The organism is Amycolatopsis sp. NBRC 101858 (assembly GCF_030269325.1).
Classification (GTDB): Bacteria; Actinomycetota; Actinomycetes; order Mycobacteriales; family Pseudonocardiaceae; genus Amycolatopsis; species Amycolatopsis ponsaeliensis.
In genome coordinates this window covers 326,959-346,274 of sequence record NZ_BSTD01000007.1, presented here as the reverse complement: position 1 = coordinate 346,274, position 19,316 = coordinate 326,959, and the positions used below count along the sequence as shown (strand labels likewise).

Genomic DNA, 19,316 nt, shown 5'->3' with positions numbered 1-19,316 from the left:
CGCCCAGGATGCCATCACCGATTCGGTGGTTGTGATGCGGCGAGCGGCAGTTCTCATCGGAGTGCACGAGAGTGGTGATCTTCCACCGCTTCCCGCGGTGTTGCCGGGAATACGTGACGTCGAGAACTGGGCTCGCTCGCAACAGTTCGAAGCGGTGCGGACGCTCACCGACGAACACGGAAAACTGGGTGTCCGAGCGATTCAGGACACGATCGCCGACCTCCTCGACCCCCGGGTGATAGACCAGCTTGTCGTCTACTTCGCCGGGCACGGCGTCAACATCGGGCGAAACGAGTACTGGCTGCTCTCAGACGCGCCCGCATACACCAACGAGGCTGTTAACGTCGCCGGTAGTGCGGTATTGGCCCGCCGGTGCGGGGTACCGCACGTGGTCTTCGTCTCCGACGCCTGCCGGACAGCCGCCGAAGGCATCACACAGCAGTCGCTCACGGGCTCGGAGATCTTCCCCAATCTCGACGGAGCCGAGAGAAACCGCCCGGTCGACCACTTCTACGCGTGCGCCCTGGGTGGTCCTGCTCTGGAGGTCAAAGACCCCGACGACGCCGCCGCGCGATACGACGCCGTCTTCACCAAGACGTTGGTCGACGCGCTGACTGGCCGGGCGCAGGAAGTGCTGGAAGCCGATGACGGCCAACCGCCATCGAGCTTGGTCCGCCCCTGGCCGCTGAGCGAGTACCTCGAGGCCGAGGTCAGCCGTCGCTTGACCATGCTCGTGCCGTCCGGGGAGCTGGTCCAGCAACCGGAAGCGATCATCACCTCGCCACCCAAGGCCTGGCTGTCCCGTTTGAGCGGTGGCTCTCGGCCGGGCGAAACGCGGGGGCCCGCCGCCATCGAAGTACCGCAGACGCTCGGCTCGGTGACACGGCTGGCGGTGGACGAGCAGCTGAGGTACTCGGATTCGACCTCTGTCATCGCCGAAGCCGCGAGTCAGGGAATCACCGGCGCCGACGGCCTTCTCGAATTGTTCGGAAGTGTCGGCCGGCCCGCCTACCCACCCCCGTTCTTCACTGGAGCGGGATTCGTGGTCCGCGGCGGCGAACTGGCCTCCGCGTGGAACCCGGCGACACCGTTCGTCGACGTGCAGGGCCGTAACCTGCTCCCCATCGATGACTACGTGGACGGGTCGTCCGTCTTCCTCCAGTTCGGCAACGGAACAGCGGTCATGCTTCCCGTGTTGACCGGCCAGTTCGGCGTCATCACCCTGCAAGACGGCATCGTCGTGGACATCGGCTACGAATCCTTATGGGGTCGTGGTCGCGGTCGCGGCTCGGACCGCTTCGACCGAGACGAATTTCAGTCGATGCGCGCACTCGTCGCGGCGACCGCGCGGCAGGGCATGTTCCGTCTTCACCGCGGCAACGTCGACGAGTTCGCCACGCAACTCGGGCGATCCAGGCTGTTCGACTCCGTCACGGCTCTGCACGCCGCTTACGCTTATCACGACCTGCAGCGCGACGACCTCCTCCGCACCCTGGCCCGAGACGTCGTGTCCACCTTGGACGCGGCGCTGTTCGACGTCGCCCTGCTCGCCGGTACTCTTCGGCCTCAGTCGGCACCGATCCTGCCTGTAGTTCCCATGCTGGCCCGCGGATGGGCTCTCCTGGATGCGCTGGGCGCCCAGCTGCCCCGCGAGGTGACGGAGCTGCGCCGCCACCTCGTGCCGGGCCTGTGGACCCAGTTCACCGCGGACGGCGCCGAGCAAGCTCGGGTCGCCCTCGAAACTACGGGAGGGCGTCTGTGACCCAGCTCGTGTTCGTCCACGGTCGCGCCCAGCAGGACAAGGACGCCGACGACCTCAAGCAGGAGTGGATCGCCGCGTTGCGCCGAGGCCTGGCGAAGACCGGCTTGCGGTTGCCCCTGCCGGACGACCACATCCGATTCCCTTTCTACGGTGACACGCTGCGCGACCTGGCCACGGATCGGGCGGACGTCGCTGACGTTGTCGTCCGCGGCAACGGTGTCGGCGCCGAAGAAGCTACCTTTGTCCGCATGGTCCTGCAGGAAGTGCGGAAGCAGGCGGGGATCTCGGACCACCAGATCCTCACCGAGGCGGACGTCGCGGACCGGGTTGCGGTCGAACGCGGGCCACAAAACTGGCCATGGGTCCTCGCGGTCCTGCGTGCGCTGGACAAGTACGTGCCCGGGACGAGCGCGCCGAGCATTGCGACGTTCACGCACGACGTCTACCGGTACTTGCGCAACATCGGTATCCGCGACCGCATCGAGTCCGGAGTCCGGGCGGCGTTCACGCCGGCGGAACCGATGGTGGTGGTAGGCCACTCGTTGGGGTCGATCGTCAGCTATAACCTCCTGCGCCGCGACGGCGCACGGGAGGGGTGGACCGTGCCCTCGTTCGTCACGGTCGGCTCTCCGCTGGCCGTGACCGCCATCAAACGTCAGTTGAGCCCGGTGCAGCACCCGGAATGCGTCGGTCGGTGGTTCAACGCGTTCGATCCTCGCGATGTCGTTGCACTTCACCCTTTGGACGCGGCTTATTTCCCCACCACACCGGTGGTGGAAAACAAGACGGACGTCGACAACCCGACCGAGAACCGGCACGGAATCAGCGGCTACCTCGAGGACGCGGACGTGGCACGGCGGATCCATGCCGGGCTCACCCGTCCGTGACGTTGGCTCCTCACGGAATCTGCTGTCGGACTGCGTTTACGCCGACGCAAGCGGGTGCGGCTCGGCAGTCAGGGCTGACAACGCGGCGGCCAGCTCCTCGAGCGGCGCGGCGACGTAGGTCAACGTGCTGCCGGTTTGATAGCCGGCAGCGTGACCCGCATAGGTCGCTGCCACCGCATACCCGTAGTTCCGCTCGACCCAGGTGAGTGTCGTGTACCGGATCCAGTGCGCGGTAATCCCCATCTCCCGGATCCAGGGTAGGTGGTTGCTGAGCCGCCGCCAGAACGTCTCGTACCTTGTGTAGCGGATCGGGTTGCCGTTGCGGTGCCGGAGAAGCTGGTCGTACTCGGTGAGGTGGTCCGAGCGCTCCTCGGCGTGTTCCAGGAGGCCCAACGCGAGCGTGCGTGAGATCGGCTGATCGCGCGTCGTGCCGCCTTTTTCCCGGAGCTTGAGTAGGCAGAGCTCCGTGTTGACGTCGCACGGCCGAATCGCCAGTGCTCCGCCTCGTCGGCACGCGGTTTCCGTGTGGAGACGGAGGATCAGGGTGTCGAGTGCAGGGTCGGTTCCGGTCGATGCGGCGACTTCGTTGATTTCGATCAACTGCCTTGCTGTCAGCGCCCGTCGTAGGTTCTTCCGCTGGCGAGGCTTCCTAAGTCCCAAGGCAGGATTTCTTGACGCTCGGACGAGTTGGTCGTCTACGGCGGAGCGATACAGGGTTCTGATCGCGTCGGTGAAGGCCGCCTTGGCTGCCTGGCCGCCACGCGCTCCGGGACGCCTCGCTGCGCGTGCTTGAACCTCGTTTGCCAGGGCTTTCAGTTCCGACGTTGTCGGTTCGTTGATCGCGCGGTCGGGCCATCTCTCGCTGAGGACTCGCCAGTAGACGGACCAGGTCACAGCCGACTTCGGGGAGGTCGCTGCCGCCACGACCGGGATGTACTCGGCAAAGGTCGGTGCGGCGGTGTCCGCGATCTGCTCAGCCGCCAAGACGTCCTCGGCTGTTACACCGAGCCGGTCGAGGAGAAGTTTCGCCGTCTCCACGTCGGTATCCCTGCGAGGTGCCGAACGGTCGATCTCCAGGTGCGTCGCAGCGAGATGCGCGGTCATTGTGCGGACGAGGTGCTGTGGAACGCTGCGAGGGCTTCGTCGAGCGTCGTGAGCGGGTAGGCGATGACAATCCGTTGGGGCTCGATCGCGGCGAGCAGAACGCGGTCGCCGGCCTCGATGCCGAACCGGCGGCGCGCCGCCGCAGGGATGGCCACGCACCTCGTCGGCGCTACTTTCAGTAGACCGTTCGGGTGGGGGCGGAAGATGACGGCGTGGGTGGTCGCGATTGCCTCGACCGCCTCGCCCGGCAACCACGCCGCAGCGTTGACGACCTGTTGATCGTGTGCCCGACCGGCGCGGTCGACCCGCGGGAGCGCGAACGTCATGGAGTCATCGCGCCGCGTGGAGAGCAGCCGAGCAACCGGCAGCGGCTCCGGCGGGGCTGGTTCGACAGCTGCGAGGGCATCGGGTATAACAGCGCGCAGGATGTGATCAGCCGCCGCGGATCCGCCGTTAGCCGCTCGTCGTCTGGCGACGGGTTCGTGGTCGAGGTCGACAGCATCGCCCGGCTGACAGTCGATCTTCCTCCACGCGGACATCAGGCACCCCCAAGATTGTGATCGGGGAGCGACTCCCTTAAACCGGGCACGTGGTCGGTTCGCCAAGGCCAGCGCAGGGGAGGGGCGAGGATCTCCAATCCAGTTGGTGGAGCATCGATGCGGAGGATGGTGGCGGTCCAGGTCATGCCGATGCCGATGCCGAGCAGAGCGACGTAGTCGCCGGCCGCGACAGCGCCTCGGACGAGCAGATGGGTAAGGCCGATGATCTGGTCGTTCGGTCCCATGTGGCCCCACTGATCTCCGGCGTGGCAGAGGGTGCGGTCGGCGGTGATGCCGAGCGGCTGCAGGCAGTGAGTGTCCAGCAGGTGCCGGCCATAGTGCGGCAGCAGTACCCAGCGCAGCTCGTCGATGCTGAGTTCGGCGTCGCGGAGGGCTTCGTCGATGACGGCGCGGACGCCGTCGTGGTTGCGGCGGGCGACCGAGGCGACGCCGACAACGTCGGTGTATTGGCGTTTGCGTTCGCGGATCCGTTCCATGCCGTATTCGGTGGTACCTGCGGGGGCGAAGGGTTGGTTGCCGCGGTGGAGCTGTTCGAGGGTGGGGTCGGTGTAGGAGCTGGTGGCGAGGATGCGGGCGAGGCCGGGGTGGCGGCCGAGGATGAGGGCGGAGCCGCCGTCGCCGTAGGCGATGCCGTGGTCGGCGGTGAGGTGGTCGAAGGCGGGTGGGCCGAAGGTTTCACCGCCGGTGAGCAGGACGGTGTCGATGTCGGGGCTGCCGGCGAGGACGCGGGCGGAGATGTCGATGCCGCCGATGAGGCTGTTGCTCATGGCGTTGAGCTCGCTGGCGATCCCGCGGCCGGCGGGCAGGCCGAGCCGGGTGCGGACGTAGGCGGCGCGTGACCAGAAGTCGATGCCGCGGCTGCCTCGCCAGATGGCGGCGTGGAAGTGCAGGTCGGGGACGGGCAGCGGTCCGGCGGTGGTCATGGCCATGCTGGCGAGGGCGTTGCGGCCGGCGCGGACGGCCAGATCCATCCCAGTGCTGCCGGAGGCGATCGACACGGCGCGCTGGCTGGTCGCTCCGTGCAGCGTTCGTCCGGACACGAGGTCTTCGACGGCCACGATCTCGCCAAGCGCGGCGCCGATGCCGCGCAGATGGAGGTCTTGCCAGCGCATCGTCAGCACCGCCCAACCTGGGGCGGACGTGTTGGAAGGTCGGCGCTGGCGGCGACGATGGCCTCGACCGAGCTGTAATAGGCCCGCAGGTGGTGAATGGCGATGCCTGCACAGGCGGCAATCTCGTCGAGCGTGACCGGGCCGCCGGGTGGCGCGTCGTTGAGGAGATCGCGAGCGGTGTCGGTGATCCAGGTTTGCATGACGTCTTCCTGATCGGGCCGGTTGGTGTGGCACGCCATGTGATGGGGAGGCGCCGAGGGGCGGCGGGTGGCGTGGTGCTGGACGGAGGGTGAGAGAGGGTCAGGTGTGGTGGGCGCGGCTGCTGCGCCGGGTGAGCAGGGCCTTGTGGTGGGTGCGGCGCAGGTCGGGGATCTGGTCGCGGGCGGTGTGGTCAAGTTCGGGTATGCGGTGCACGTCGGTGTCGAAGCCTGGGTCGGTGCGGAAGACCAGGGCGAGGACAGAGGCGTTGTTGCTGAGGTTGACCACCGCGTACGGCAGCGTCGGCGGGATGTAGATCATGTCGCCCGCGCGCGGATGGAAGGGCTGCATGGCGTTGCCGGAGAGGACCGCGACGTGGCCGCTGATGACCGCGATCACGGTCTCGGTGGTGTCGTGCCGTTGCGGAGCGAGGGTGGTGGCGCCGGGCAGGTGCATCCGGCCACCGGACAGCGCGCGGGTGGGCACGATCCCGGTGCGCAGGATCGGCTTGAGCGTCTCGTCTTCGCCGGCCAGATTTCCGGCGGCGGACGGCAGCGGCGAGGTCGTGGTGTCCATCTCGGCAGTCCTCTCCGTGGTGTCAGCGGGCCAGGGTGTCGGTGGTGTGATGAGCGAGTTCGCACGCGAGGGCTGCGTTGGCGACCGCCTCGGGAACCAGTCGACGGCCGTGGCCGCAGGCCGCGGCGACGGCGAGCACCGGCCGGTCCAGTTCGGTCTCGACCAACCCCAACGCGGTGCGGGAGTCCTTCGGGTGGGTTTCGTCGACGAGTCCGGCGATGATGTCGATGTCGCGGCGCAGGTGCCGCAACGCCCGATAGAACCGCGGATCTGTCGACGGGGCCTGGGTTCCGGTGCATATCGGGATGTGCGCGTCCGGCATCGGGATCCGCAGCCGGTGCAGCTGCTTGTGCAGCGCGTTGAGGAACTGCACCGCAGGCACGAGATCCGTCAGTTCGAACAGGGGCTGGTGGCCGAGGTCGCCGTGGCAGAGGTGAATCCGCCAGGTCGCCTCGCGGGGGCCGTCGGCGACGACGCGCGCGACCTGCTTGGCCAGCGCCCGCACCGCGGCGGGCCACAGTGGCCGCGGGGTGCGGTCCAGGGTCGCCAGGACGGCGGGGGTTTCGAGCTGGAAGACGACCTGGACGCCGTGCTGGCGGTGGATGGTGTGGACGTCGTCGAGCACGGCCTGGCGGAACACCGGAAGGTGCGTGACCGCAGCGGTCGGGCTGCCGAAGGTGAACAGCGACAGGTCGTAGGGGTTCGGGATCGACACCTGATGCGGCGGAAAGTCCCGGTCACCGTGCAGTTGGGCGCGGGCGGCCATGACAGTGTCGGTGTGTGCGGCTCGTCCGAGGGACAGGTCCTCGGATTCGAGCCAGTGGCCGCGCTTGAGGCGGTAGGTCGGCATGTCGTCGTAGTCGGCCGAGTTGCCGGTGCGGACGGGATCGAGGGCGTCGACGGCGGCGAGGCCGTCGAGCCAGTCGATGATCCACCGCGGATCCGGATCACACGGCAGCCCGGTCAACGACGTGTCGGCACTGTGGTCGAGGAACCACTGCATGGTCGCGCGGTGGTCGCCGGTCAAGACGGCGGGCAGCGAGCCGACGAAATGCACGGCCCGGTCGTCCTCGGAGGGCGTGGCGGTGTCGGGGTAGTCGTGGCTGGCGTGGCTGAAAACGAGTGTGGACATGGAGATCTCCCCTGGTGGGTGATTCGGATGGCTTGTTGTGGTGTCGCGGGCGTGGGGAGGAGCGCCCGGCAGGGACGTGGGAGCGGGAGGGGGTGCGCGGGCCCGCGTTGGCGGGTTGAGGTGGGGGCGCGGGCCCGCGCGGTCTGGGGGTGATCAGCCGGTGACGGCTACGTGGCCGGGTTTCGGTTGTGGCTTGGGCGCGGTCCGGTCGCCCGGGTTGTCGCCCTGCTGGTGCCGCTGGCCCGGTACGCCCGGCTGGGACGCCCCGGGAGCGCCGGGCTTGTGCGTCGGGGCCGGGCGGGTGCCGGTCGGCGGGTTGCCCGTCGGCGGCGGAGTTCCGGCGCCGCAGCTGACCGTCGCCACCGTCACGGTGATCGCCGTGCCCGCGCTCGGCTTGGCCGATGTCGGGCCGCTGGTTCCGTTGGTGTGGGTGGGTGCGGTGCTGGTGGTGACGGTGATGACCCCGGCGGTGCCGTGCCCGCCGCCGGTGACCTTGAGGTTGCCGCTGCTGGCCTTGGGGGCGCTGGTGGTGAGGGCTCCGTTGCGGCAGGTCGCGGTGAACGGTCCGATGGTGGTCCCGCCGACCCGCACGGACGCGACCCGGGCTTCGGCGAATCCGGCGCCGGCCTGCAGGCTGATGCCGCTGGCCATGACCGCGCCGCTGGGACTGGAGACCGAGCCGCCGGCGGTCTTGATCGCGCCGTTGCTGGACACGCTCGGCCGCGCGGTGAGGTGTTCTCCGCCGGAGACAGAGATGCCGGTCGCGGTCGACGTCGCCGCGGCGGCCGCGAGGGCGGGCGGCGCCGCGGTCGCCGGGGTGCAGCCGGAGGCGAGCGTGGTGAGGGTGCCTATGAGGAGCGCGCCTGCTCCGGCGGCGGCGAGGGCGGTACGAGAGGTGTTCATGGCTGGCTTCTCCAGAAGTGTTGGTGTCGTTGGGTTAGCGGATGAGGACCGGGGTGCCGATGGGCACCGGGTCGGCAGGGTTGGTGAAGGTGGCGAGGGCGTCGGCGGGGACGCGGATGCATCCGTCGCTGGATGGGCGGCCGAAGACGTCGGTGGTGGGCCAGCCGTGGATGCCCGTGGTGCCGGGGCCGCCGCCGTAGGTGGAAAAGGTCGCCGAGTGGATCCCGAGCGGGAAGATCACCGGGCTGAATTTCTGCTTCGCGTCGGTCATCGAGGCGAGGACGAACGTCCGACCGGCCGGGGTCGGCGCGGCCGCCGTACCGACGCCGACGCTCCAGGTGCCGATCTGCTGGTGGTCGCGGTAGAGCGTGAGCCGGAAAGCCGCCCGGTCGATGACGATCCGGTCGGTCGTCGACCGAATCGCGAGCGTGCTGTCCTGAGTGGACAGCCAGCCGGTGGAGCCGTTGGGCCGCGACGGCAGCAGCACCTGCACCCAGCCCGGTTCCTCCGCGATCACCGGCACCCACGTGTCGGACCCGAGCTGCGTGGTCGGAAGAACGGCTATCGGCGCGCCACCGGGCTGGTCGAATACCGGAACCGGTTCGGTCGGGTGCACGAGCTGCCCGTCCGGTATCTCCTCGGTCATCGCGTCCTGCGGAGCGTTCGCGACGGTGCCGAAGGTGCTGGCCTCGGGCAGCCCGGCCAGATTCGGGACCGCGCGGGCGGCGATGACCGGGCTGTGGAGCTCGACTCCCAGCTCGACCGGCACGGCGCCGCCGCGAGCGGCGTCGGGCGCTGTCGTTGATGGTGCGAGCAGCGCCCCCGCGGTAGCGACCAGCGCGATCCCGACCAGCCAGAGCGCGAGCACCCGCCACCGATTCGGTGCCGGCTGTGGCATCTCGGACATGAAACAGTCCTTCCTCAAGGTCGATGGAGGCCACGGCAGGCCAGCCCACTGTCGAGCGGGCCTGCCGCGAAAGAGGTTGTGGTTACTGAGAAAGCGCGCCGATGAAGCCGTCGGCTGGCGTGCCGAGGCCGGTGACGTTGTCCCAGCCGGGACCGCTCTGCAGGTTCTGCGGACGGGCGTCGAAGTCGATCAGGTAGCTGCCCTGCCCGCCGGGGACGGCGACGCCGCCGAAGGCGTGCATCATCGGCGTCCAGACCCCAGCCTTCTGCGGCGTGACGTCGGCGATCGCGCTGGACCCGCGCAGGCTGTAGAGGACGGGGGTGAGCAGTCCGGCGCGGGCGGTGCCGGAGCGGGCCTGCTGGGCGTCGGCGACGAGGCCGGCGATCAGCGGCGAGGCGAGCGAGGTGCCGCCGTAGGAGCCGATCCCGAAGGCGCCCTTGATGGTCTGCCCGACCAGCATCCCGGTGTAGGAGTCGGCCAGGGCCGCGATGTCCGGCACGGCGCGCCTACCGCCGCTGCCGGGGACGACGCCGGCCTGCCAGTCCGGCGCGTCGTAGAGGGCGGAGGTGCCGCCGCCGGAGCCGGAGGCGAACGGGCCGTCCGCGTCCCGCTGCGGCGCCCAGGTGTTGCCGGACTGGGTGTTGCCGCTGTTCTCCCACCCGGTCAACACCGTGGCCTGGTTGTTCTGGTCCAGGCCGACGCTGGTGCCCCCGACGGCCACGACCCACGGGCTCGAAGACGGGAAGCTCGCGGTCGGGTGGCCGACGGGGCCGGAGTTGTTGCCGGCGTCGCCGGTGGACACGGTGATGGTCTGGCCCTGGATCGCTGCCTGCAGCGCCATGCTGTTGAACTGGTCCCGCGCGGCCTGCGGCAAGCTGGCTTCGCCGTCGGCGTTGCCGTAGCTGTTGCTGATCACGTCCACGGCGTTGTCGGTCACGGCCTGGTTGAACGCGTCGTAGAGCCCGGTGCCCTTACAGGTCTTCCCAGCGTAGTAACGGATCTTCGCGCCCGGGGCGATGGTGTGCGAGGCCTGCACGTCCAGGGTCTGCTCGGCGGCCCACCCGTCGGCACCACACTCGCTCGCGTCGGCGAACCCGCCCTGCGGCAGCACCGCGCTGTACTGGCCGACCGTCAGCGGCGGCACGCCGAGCTGGGTGGCGGCCTGGTTGGTGTCGGCCACGACGGTGGCGGAGTTGTAGGCGCCGACGACACCGATCGTCGTGCCCGCCCCGGTGTTTCCGTTGCCCAGCTTGTACATCGCGCGGACCTGGGTACCGGTGTAGCCGCACAGCGAGTTCGATTGGGATCCGGACGGGTACTTCTGCGGGACGTCGGTGTTGTTCTGCTCGCCCCACCACCGCGCACAGTGCTGCTCCGCCGCCGCGGCGGCAGGGCGGGTGTGCTGGGGCGTGAGCAGGGCGGCGCTGTCGTCTAGGCCGAGCACCGCGGTGATCGAGGCACGCAGCGAGCCCGGGACGGTCACCGGCGACGCCGGGGCCGCGAGCGTGCGGGTGGCGCCGTCGACCCGGGCCCGGAACGCGGCGATCCTCGTCCCGAACGCCGACTCCAGCGCGATGGTCGGAGCTTCGGCATCGACGAAGTGCCGGTTGGCGCTGACGCCGGTCACGTGCAAGCCCTGCGTGCCCAGCCAGCGCGACACCTGGTCGACGGCGTCCTGCGTCGGAGCGAATCGATCGAGAAACTCCTTCGAGGACAGGAATTTTCCATGCCCGGCGCTGCCCGGTGTCGCCAGCTGGGCGGCGAGGCGTTCGGCGCCGGCCTGGTCGCGCAACGTGAGAGCGACCTGGATGTGCCGGACGGTGTTTCCGTTGCTGCGGGCGACTTCGGTGTGTGGTGTGGCCCAAGCCGGGGTGCTACCGGCGATCGGCGCACGGTCGCCGGTGTCGCCGGCGGCGGTGTCGGGTGCCGCGACGGCGGTGGCCGCGGTGGAGACTAGTAGGGCCGCGGTCGCGGCGAGGACATGCCAAAGACGGCTGTGCATCGAGGTTTCTCCTTGAATGGAAAGGGGAAAGTCCGATCAGCGTCACGTGAGGTGGGCTGATGGATCTGCCTCGTGCTGCAGCCAGGGATGCGCTAAGTGGGCTGAGCGGAGACGTCATGGGCTACAAAGCCGGCCGTGTGCGGCCGGATGTACAGGTCGCTGTTCGAGAAGCCCGAAGCAGCGCCGGGCGCGTGACGATCTACTACTGTTGCGTCCGTAGTGGGCGGTCCGCGTGCGAACTGCGGCCTGTGCGGTGTGGATGGTGGAAACACGTGAATGTCCCTACGTGTTGGGCTGACCGTGCGAGATTCCACGCCTCCCCAGGGTGGAGCACGAGTCTGCCTTGCTGAGACGAACACTAACCAATTCTGGAAAAAAGTCAACGACTGTGGCGATTATGCTGAGTCGATGACTGTGGCATGCGCGCCGTGTGGCGGGGCGGTGCGGGGGTGCTGTGTCGTGCTCGCGAGTGCGAAGAGGTGCATGTCGGCGGTTTCTGTCAGGTGGTCGAAATGGCTGTTTAGTGTCCGGTGTTGCTCGAGGTGGGCAGTGTGTCGACCGTTAACCCGATCGGGTGTTCGGTCAGAGGGTGGATGATCTTCGTGGGCCACGCGTGGTACGACATCTGCCACGGAGCGCGGCACATTCGGGGTGGATGTCGCCGCCTGGGTCACGGCAGGTCGAAAGCCGACTGGTCGGGCCGGCTGGTTAGCGCGACTTGGGGAGGGGAAGCGTGGGGCAGATCGAGATAAGACGTCAGCGTGAACTGTGCGGGTCGACGTATGCCTATTCGGCGCGATGAATAGACCCGTTTGCAGGCCGGCCGGGCAGCCGCACGCTGGTGTCCAGCTGACGACATTCTTTGGGCGATCGCACGAGCTGGTCGGCGTGCGCGAGCGGCTGAATGGCGACGCCCGGATGGTGACGCTGACCGGCTCGCCGGGTATCGGGAAAACGCGGCTCGCCGGAGAGCTGCTCGTGCAGATGAACGAGCGCTACGACTCGGCAGTGTTCATCAGGCTGGCTGAGATCGGTGCGCAGGCCAATACTGCCGATGTTATGCAGAGGATCTGCAACTTGCTTATCGCAGAACTCCGCATCTCGCATCATCAGCCGGCCGCCGAGCCCGTGGAGGTGCTGATTGACCATGTCAGCGAACGCCGTGTCTTGATCATGCTGGATAACTGCGAACCGGTACTGGACGCGGTTGCCGAGCTGGCCGACCGCTTGATCACAGAGACCACCACGGTGCAGGTGGTCGCCACCAGCCGCGCGTACCTGGACATCCGTGGTGAGCACGTAGTCCACCTCGCTCCATTGTCGATTCCCGCCGAGCACGCCGACCGTGCGACGGCCGAACAGTGTGATGCGATCCGGTTGCTGGCAGACCGAGCCGTCGCTGCCGGACGGCCGCTGACGGACCAGGACGACTGGTCGGCGATCGTCGACCTGGTGCGCTGGTCGGCTGGGGTTCCGCTGGTCCTGGAGCTGGTCGCGGCCCAGCTGGGCGCGGGCCGGGCCCCGGCGGTGGTCCTCGATCGACTCCAAGGCGGCGCGTCGCTGCGGTATGGCCCAGGCGCGCGCGGAATCCCAGCGCACCATCTCGCCCTCGACATCGCTATCACCGAATCCTGGGACCTGTGCTCACAGCAGCAACAGCGGGTCTGGGCGCGGTTGACCGTGTTCACCGGCGGGTTCACCCTCGAGGCGGCCGAACAGGTGTGCGCGGACGACCTGATCGAACGCGACGAGATCCTTGCAACTCTGGATCACCTGGTGCGCCACTCGGTCATCGAAGGCGCCTCCTCCGACGCGCGATACCGCCAGCACACCTTCCTGCGCGAATACGGACGACGCCGGCTGAGGGCGTTCGGCGAGCTGGACGCCATCGGTGAGCGCCACTGCGCCTGGGTCGCAGGGCTGGTCCGCGAGGCGGCCGTGCGGTATTTCGGGCCAGAGGAGATCCGGTGGCTGGACCTGGTCAACGCCGAATCTCGCAACATCACCGCCGCCGTAGCCTGGTGCGCCGAGCACGATCGGACTGAGGGCGGTCTGGCGATCATGGTCGATCTGTTCGCGACCCGGGCGCCGTTCTTCTTCGCCACCGAGATCCAGGCTTGCCGCCTGGTCGAAGACCTGCTGAGTGCCGGGCCCACCGGGGCAACGGAGGTGCGGATCTCGGCGCTGGCGATGGCCGGCTGGGTCTGGATCGCGCTCGGTGACCAAGAACGCGGCAAGATCCATCTGGACGAGTGCCTGCGCCTGGCCCGCGAGGCAGGCAAGGAAGACACTCCGGCTGTCCAGCTCGTCGAGGGCACTTATGAGGCGCTGGCCCTGGGGCTGCGGAGCGGGTTCGCGAAACTGGCGGCTGCCGCCGCTGGCTTCCGCGCTGCAGGTGCCGACGGCCTGGGCTACATGGCAGACCTGTTTCATGCCATCACGGCCGGGGTGCTGGGGCCGGCGGAAGACGCCGACCGGATGTCGCAACGCTGCCTCGCCGAGGCCCGCCGTCGCGGCGCCGAGTGGGCGCTGACGTGGGCTGAGTGGACGCGTGGGCTGCCTGCCTGTTCCGAGCCGGTCATCAACAACACCGCGCCACTGCGGAGACAGCTCGCGCTCGGTGACCTGTGGGGGCCCGGATGGTGGGTGGAGAAGGATGCCTGGGCTCGCGCGGAGGCCGGCGACTACGTCGGCGCGGCGCGGCGGATCGGCGGCTCGGACAGCCTGCAAGCACGTCACGGCGTCCACTTCAACGGCCTGGCCGGCTTCAAACGCCACCGGGGACACGCCGCCGCGGCGATCGCGTTGGTGCTCGGGCCGGTGGAGGCGACGGCTGCCTACCGCGAGGGCAGCATGCTCGACGATGACCAGATCGTGGCCCTCGCCCTCGACGACGCCGACTGCCCACCAGAGCCCGTCTTGACCGAGCGGCAGTGGACGATCGCCCGGCTGGTCGCCAGGAAGCTGAAGAACCAGCAGATCGCGGCCACCGTGCAGTTCTCCGTGCGGACGGTCGAGAACGAGCTGAGCGCGATCTACGACCTGCTGAACCTGGAGGGACGTCGAGAGCTCGCCGACTGGTACATGGCCCGGTCGGCGCCTACCGGCGTTCCCACTGAACCGGCAACGCGGCGACGCCGCGGATGACGCCGAACGTCCGGCGCACCGTGGCACCGGGCTGGAGCCGCAAACAGGGGAGTGCGCGCAGCAGCTCGGTGAGCATGACGCGCAGTTCGACGCAGGCAAGGTGCCGACCGAGGCAGCGGTGCTCGCCGGAGCCCCACCCCACGTGCTGTGGCCTGCTGTGTTCGCGGTCGAGGCGGAAGACGTTGCCGTCGTCGAAGACGCGTTCGTCGCGGTTTGCGCTGCCCCAGGCCAGCAGCAGCCGATCCCCGGGGGAGAGGGGCACATCGCCGAGCCGGGTCGCGGTGGTCACGGTGCGGCCGGTTACTGCAACCGCAGGCTCGTAGCGGATCAGCTCCTCCACAAACGCCTCCAGAGCAGTCGGCTCCGCGGACACATGTTCTCGCAGCGTCGGATCCTCGAGCAGCTGCAGAATCGCGGTGGCGCATGCGTCGGCGGTGGTCAGGTGCCCGGCGGCGACCATCAGCATGGTCATCTTGACCAGCTCGTCATCGTCAGAGCTCCGCTCGTCGACCTGCGCGGTCACCATCTGCGAGAGCAGGTCGGCGGTGGGATGGGTCCGGCGTTCGTGGATGCGCTCGAGCAGGAAGTCCGCGTAGATCCGTCCCGCGTGCCTGGCGTCGGTGAGCGTCTCGGCACTGTAGAGGGCGCGGATGTGCTCAGACAGCCATGCGCGTTCGAGCTCGGTCAGCCCCAGGACCCGGCCGATCACCAGGGGCGGTACCTGGCGGGTGTAGGCCCCGACGAGGTCGGCGGCGCCGTGCGGGATCAGCTCCTGCAACGTCTCCCGGCAGACCGCCCGGACATACTGCTCCTGCGCGGCTGCGGCCGCAGGTGTGAAAAAGTCCTGCAGCAGCCGCCGCCACTGGTTGTGGTGCTTCCCGTCGGTCTCGAACATCGGCGCGACGGCCTCCCGCATCTCGGTGACCACCGCCGCCGCGCCTAGCCCGTCAACGTAGGCGCTGAACCGGTCGGGGGCGCGCGCGGCCTCGCGGACCTCCTCGTATCCGGTGACCAGCACGAAGCCGCCCAGTTCGCCACTGCGCGCGACCGGACAGCCTCGGCGGATCGCCCCGAGCGTCTCGTAGGCCGTCTCGGCGATAGTGGGCTCGAGGTGGTTGAACGACCACGCCAGATCCCTCGGACCGGTCCCCGATTCGTGCGCCTCTGCGCCCCCAGATTCCAGAACCATACTCATCTGACTACTCGCCGTGAGCGCCCTTGTTCAAGGGCCGGGCAGGCGTTGGTGGACACGCATGTGGACTCCACATCGCCGAAATGTGGGCCGAATGTGGCGCGACAGGGCCTCGATTGCGGAGCGTGTCCGTCAGGATGACTGCAACGCTTTGACCTGCCGGTATGAAGATCGGCACGAGGAGTGTGAGCACGACGGCTGGTGGGGACCGGCTGGATCCGACGAACACTCAGGGGAGAAAGTGAACACCACAGGACGCGAGGATCGGGAGTTCATCCGGCGCTGCGAAGACATCATCGGCACATTGCCGATCCGATACCCGTTCGAATTACGCGCCTTCCTCAAGGCGGTCGGAAAGCAACGCGGCATGACCGTAGTCCTCGGGCGGATGTCGACGACCCGCGGCGGGGCCAGCGGGTTGCTGGCGCGGTCTCGCGAGGAGTGCTGGCTCATGGTCGCGGCCAAAGCGGCACCCGCTCACGTCGCCCACATCGCCTTCCACGAGGTCGGCCACTGGGTGCTGGGACACCTCGGCGATCACCTCTGCCGGCGTCGCACACACCCCGGCGACCGCTGTGAGGCCGAGGCTGAGCAGTTCGCCTACCTGCTTCGTGCGCACGTGCAGAGCGGAGCGGCGCGCCAGCGAGATCGGCTGCCGCCAGGTAGGACCGCGCTGCGGGCAGCGTTCGGAGCCCGCCGGCACCTGTGCGCCGATGCCTGACGCGGTCTCGCTCGCCTGGTACGGCGCCGCGGCCGCGGGCGTGGCCGAAGCGGCGCGCAAGACGCTGGTCAACCGCGGTGTCGGCTACGCCCTCAGCCGCCACTTCCTGACCGCAGGCATCGCCTGCATGGCCCTGTCTCTGGCCGCCGGGGATCCGATGACCCTGGACTGGGTCGATCGTCTGACCGGGCTGCACAACGCCGGGATCGTGGCGCACAACCTGCTGGCGATGCTGGCCATGGTGTGCACCGCCGGGTTCCTGCACACCCTGGGACAGCTTCGCCTTCCCATGCCGGCCGTCGTCACCATCTTCACGGTCTGCGCGGCGGTGATGATCACCCTGTACGTGCTGGCCGGAGCCCATACATCCTGGTTTGGGTCACCTCGTAACCCGACGCTACCGTCGCAGCTCTACAGCGCGATCTACCTCACCTACATGGTGGGCTGGCTCGCGCTGCTCCTGCTGGGATTGACCGTGGTGGCGCTGGGCGAGGTGGCGGGCGTGCGCGGCGGTGTCGTCCTGGCCCAGCTGGGCGTGGCGGTGTCGCTGGGCGGGCTGGCCTGGCGGCTCGGGGTCGTACTTCGTCTACTGGTCGACCCGCGCCATTCGCCCCACGGGACTCATTTCGCGATCTTCACCGACGCCGCCGGTCTGGCGTTGTTCGTCGTCGGCTCTCTGTTCGCCGCGGCCACCCGGACGCTGTTCGAGCGCCTCGACCAGCGCCGGCGGACGCGGCAGGAGGCCGCAGTCGAGCACCTGTGGCGGCGAGCGCGGATCCTGCTTGCTCATCGCAGCCGGCCACCGCTGACCCTGACGAAGCAGCTGGTCGAGATCGAAGATGCATTGCTCATCGTCGATCGGCTGATCGACCTGCACACACAGCGCCGGATCCGCGCTGACCTCCGGGAGCTCGGTCACGACGGTGACGACATCGAACCGGCGGCCGCAGCCGTCGAGATCGAGGTAGCCATCGCCGCCGTTGTCGCGCACCTGTCACAACCGTCAGCAGCGCACACTCCGGGCCACCATGCCCCCGACTTCGACGCCGAGGCATGGTGGCCCGAAACCGAGCGCTTGCACATCGACGACGGCCACCGGCTCGCGTGGCTGGCCACAGTGGGACACCTGATCGGACAGCGTCGTGTTCAGCGCTTGGCGGAGACACTGGGCTCCAAGCAGTACAGCCGCAGCACGGCATGACCTGTCGTTACGGCAGTTGCGCTGTCAACTGGATCGTCCGTGGTTGATGTCGCGGCGGGTCTGGGCAATCCGCTCCAGCACTTTCAGCAGCTGCCGCTTGTCGGCCTCGCGTGCCTCACCCAGCGAGCTGGTGATGTCGCGGGCGCTGACACCGAGCAACCCGAGCTCGGTCACCAGCTCGTGGGTTCGGCGGTCGGATTCGTCATACGGCAGCTCGAACTCCGCCGCCGGGACACTGGGGTCCAGCAGGTTCGGGTGGATCTGCCAGAACTCGGCCAAGGCCCGGGTAATCGCCGGCCGGCTGTTCTCGCGCACCCCGCCCTTGAAGTTGTGCAGAGCCTGCTTGGCCAAGGTCAGCCCGGTTCGAGCCTGAACCCATCTCGCCACCAGCGGGACCCGGGCAGTGAAGCTCTGAAACCCTGCCGCCTCCTCGGCGGCGAGCCGCGTGATCTCGTCGGGGTCGACGACCGGTTCACCGCCGAGCACGTAGTAAGTCGAGGCGTGGTCGAACAGAAACGTCAGGCGCTCGGCGAAGGTGTCGAGGTTGAGCAGGTCAAGGGTGAGCTGTTGCTGGGCAGCGTAGGTGCGTCGCGGCATCGGCGAGGTCAGGTAGGCCGGTGACGTCGTCTCCCAGCTGTCGAAAGTCGGCTCATCGTCCAGCCGTCGTCCCACGTCGCCCCCACCTATACGGTTACCGCTGGGTGTTGACTTTGCCGCGTTGGTCGATATTTGACACATTGCGAGTTGCGTCTACCATCGAAGCAAAGAACCACAGTCGTTGCGATTATCTTCGGATTATCGAGAGAACGCAACCCACGCCACCCCGACCAGGGGGTTGGAGCACGGTCCCGCTGTGACCGCCGCACCCTTCACCGGCGCACCACCACCGCTGAGGGGAGGCCGCGGCATGACCACATCCGAAGACGCAACTCCAGCCGCTTGCTCCAGTGTGGACACGCCGCTTGTCGAGCGGCACCAGCCCACCCTCACCGAACCTGGGATCGAGCTGGTCGACTGGTCGCCGTTCGGCCGCGTCGTGCCGGTCCTGGCCGCATCTCCCGGGGCCGGCGCCACGAGCACTGCCGTCGCGATCGCCGACGCACTCCAGCTGGCGGGACGATCGGTTCTGCTCATCGACGCCGGCGATCCCGTCCGCTCCGGACTCGGCCGGGCAGCACTCGCTGACGGACCACGCCGGGACGGACCCGGCCCTGCGGCGGGGATCCGGTTCTCCAGACGCGCCCGCGCAGTCCTGGCCCGCCTCGACATGGCGGAGAACACTGCCCGGCCAGTGATGTTCCCGCCGCCCTCGTACTGGCACCCCGGCGGTGGTCGCAGCGTCGATGTGACCGTGGTCGACATCGGCCACGATCCCTGGCGGCTGACGACCGACCCCGCGCTCGGGCCGGGGCAGTGGCTGCGCGTCGGCAGCCCCTCACCGATTCCCGCCCTGGTGGTGCGGGCAACGGTGCCCGGACTCGCACACGCCGAACAGGTTCTCGCGCGCCTGGAGCCGTGGGTGCGTGCCGCTGCCGTAACTCCGCCCACTCAGCTGCTCGTCGTGGGCGCCCGCCGGTGGCCGAAAGGCGTCGCAGGCACTGCGGGGCGCCGCACCAGCGCCCTGTTGCCCGACGCTGCGTTCTTTCCCCATGAGCGTGCTGTGGCCGTGCGCGGAGTCACCGCGGAGGTGACACCGCCGTCGCTGCGCTCGCCTGCCGAACACCTGCTTCGTTCGTGGCATGTGCTGCCGCAGCGGACACGCCGCCTGTCCCCGCAGTGGCCGCGGATCGCCCGTGGACGCGGCAGCGGCGCGCCCGACCGCGATACCGGCTGAGAGCGTCCCGCCGCTCAGCCCGAGAAGAACTTCAACGCCCTCCCATCTGACCCGCTCGACGTGACGTCGGGCGGTGCG

17 protein-coding genes are annotated in these 19,316 nt (G+C 68.8%); 6 read left to right on the top strand and 11 right to left on the bottom strand.

Translation table 11 applies throughout. The features are described 5' to 3' along the window. Window positions 1–34: 34 nt before the first annotated feature. Window positions 35–1,762 carry a caspase family protein gene (locus QSK39_RS45025; protein WP_285484352.1) on the top strand — a complete coding sequence of 576 codons (1,728 nt, stop codon included), beginning with the start codon at window positions 35–37 and terminating at the stop codon, window positions 1,760–1,762. After that, entirely contained in the window at window positions 1,759–2,649 is an 891-nt protein-coding gene (locus QSK39_RS45020; protein WP_285483944.1) for a lipase family protein, read from the top strand. Before QSK39_RS45025 ends, QSK39_RS45020 begins: the two co-directional genes overlap by 4 nt. Window positions 2,650–2,685: 36 nt before the next feature. Here the strand turns inward: QSK39_RS45020 and QSK39_RS45015 are convergent, their stop codons facing one another. From QSK39_RS45015 to QSK39_RS44975, 9 genes are all read right to left on the bottom strand, one after another. Next, window positions 2,686–3,753 (bottom strand): tyrosine-type recombinase/integrase, encoded by a 1,068-nt coding sequence (locus tag QSK39_RS45015; RefSeq protein WP_285483943.1) that lies wholly within the window; start codon window positions 3,751–3,753, stop codon window positions 2,686–2,688. After that, complete coding sequence (locus QSK39_RS45010) at window positions 3,750–4,079, bottom strand: AbrB/MazE/SpoVT family DNA-binding domain-containing protein (protein ID WP_285483942.1); 330 nt, start codon at window positions 4,077–4,079, stop codon at window positions 3,750–3,752. The genes QSK39_RS45015 and QSK39_RS45010 overlap by 4 nt, the downstream gene beginning before the upstream one ends. 212 nt (window positions 4,080–4,291) lie before the next feature. Next, window positions 4,292–5,425, bottom strand: coding sequence for a 3-oxoacyl-[acyl-carrier-protein] synthase III C-terminal domain-containing protein (locus QSK39_RS45005; protein WP_285484351.1), 1,134 nt, complete (start codon window positions 5,423–5,425; stop codon window positions 4,292–4,294). Window positions 5,426–5,427: 2 nt separating this feature from the next. Further along, on the bottom strand, window positions 5,428–5,625 hold the full coding sequence (locus tag QSK39_RS45000) for a hypothetical protein (protein WP_285483941.1): 198 nt from the start codon (window positions 5,623–5,625) through the stop codon (window positions 5,428–5,430). 100 nt (window positions 5,626–5,725) lie between these two features. Next, entirely contained in the window at window positions 5,726–6,199 is a 474-nt protein-coding gene (locus QSK39_RS44995; protein WP_285483940.1) for a cupin domain-containing protein, read from the bottom strand. Window positions 6,200–6,221: 22 nt separating this feature from the next. Next, on the bottom strand, window positions 6,222–7,331 hold the full coding sequence (locus QSK39_RS44990; protein WP_285483939.1) for a hypothetical protein: 1,110 nt from the start codon (window positions 7,329–7,331) through the stop codon (window positions 6,222–6,224). Between the two features lie 153 nt (window positions 7,332–7,484). After that, on the bottom strand, window positions 7,485–8,234 hold the full coding sequence (locus QSK39_RS44985) for a hypothetical protein (RefSeq protein ID WP_285483938.1): 750 nt from the start codon (window positions 8,232–8,234) through the stop codon (window positions 7,485–7,487). A 34-nt stretch (window positions 8,235–8,268) separates the two neighbouring features. Further along, the gene (locus QSK39_RS44980; RefSeq protein ID WP_285483937.1) at window positions 8,269–9,141 is read right to left on the bottom strand and encodes a L,D-transpeptidase family protein; all 873 of its coding nucleotides are present in this window, start codon (window positions 9,139–9,141) and stop codon (window positions 8,269–8,271) included. 82 nt (window positions 9,142–9,223) lie between these two features. Beyond that, window positions 9,224–11,143 carry a S53 family peptidase gene (locus QSK39_RS44975; protein WP_285483936.1) on the bottom strand — a complete coding sequence of 640 codons (1,920 nt, stop codon included), beginning with the start codon at window positions 11,141–11,143 and terminating at the stop codon, window positions 9,224–9,226. A gap of 888 nt (window positions 11,144–12,031) precedes the next feature. Here QSK39_RS44975 and QSK39_RS44970 point away from each other — a divergent pair. After that, window positions 12,032–14,290: an ATP-binding protein gene (locus QSK39_RS44970; protein WP_285483935.1), complete on the top strand. Its 2,259-nt coding sequence runs from the start codon at window positions 12,032–12,034 to the stop codon at window positions 14,288–14,290. Here the strand turns inward: QSK39_RS44970 and QSK39_RS44965 are convergent. Next, window positions 14,244–15,479 carry a cytochrome P450 gene (locus QSK39_RS44965; protein ID WP_285483934.1) on the bottom strand — a complete coding sequence of 412 codons (1,236 nt, stop codon included), beginning with the start codon at window positions 15,477–15,479 and terminating at the stop codon, window positions 14,244–14,246. The genes QSK39_RS44970 and QSK39_RS44965 overlap by 47 nt on opposite strands. A gap of 97 nt (window positions 15,480–15,576) precedes the next feature. Between QSK39_RS44965 and QSK39_RS44960 the strand changes: the two genes are divergently transcribed. Both QSK39_RS44960 and QSK39_RS44955 read left to right on the top strand, forming a co-directional pair. After that, the gene (locus tag QSK39_RS44960; RefSeq protein WP_285483933.1) at window positions 15,577–16,203 is read left to right on the top strand and encodes a hypothetical protein; all 627 of its coding nucleotides are present in this window, start codon (window positions 15,577–15,579) and stop codon (window positions 16,201–16,203) included. Next, window positions 16,196–17,404 carry a DUF6545 domain-containing protein gene (locus QSK39_RS44955; protein WP_285483932.1) on the top strand — a complete coding sequence of 403 codons (1,209 nt, stop codon included), beginning with the start codon at window positions 16,196–16,198 and terminating at the stop codon, window positions 17,402–17,404. Before QSK39_RS44960 ends, QSK39_RS44955 begins: the two co-directional genes overlap by 8 nt. Window positions 17,405–17,428: 24 nt before the next feature. On the opposite strand, the gene QSK39_RS44950 is transcribed toward QSK39_RS44955, so the two are convergent. Beyond that, entirely contained in the window at window positions 17,429–18,076 is a 648-nt protein-coding gene (locus tag QSK39_RS44950) for a hypothetical protein (RefSeq protein ID WP_285483931.1), read from the bottom strand. Between the two features lie 235 nt (window positions 18,077–18,311). On the opposite strand from QSK39_RS44950, the gene QSK39_RS44945 reads away from it, so the two are divergent. Next, window positions 18,312–19,238, top strand: a complete 927-nt coding sequence (locus QSK39_RS44945) for a P-loop NTPase family protein (protein WP_285483930.1) — start codon at window positions 18,312–18,314, stop codon at window positions 19,236–19,238. The last annotated feature ends 78 nt before the right edge of the window (window positions 19,239–19,316 follow it).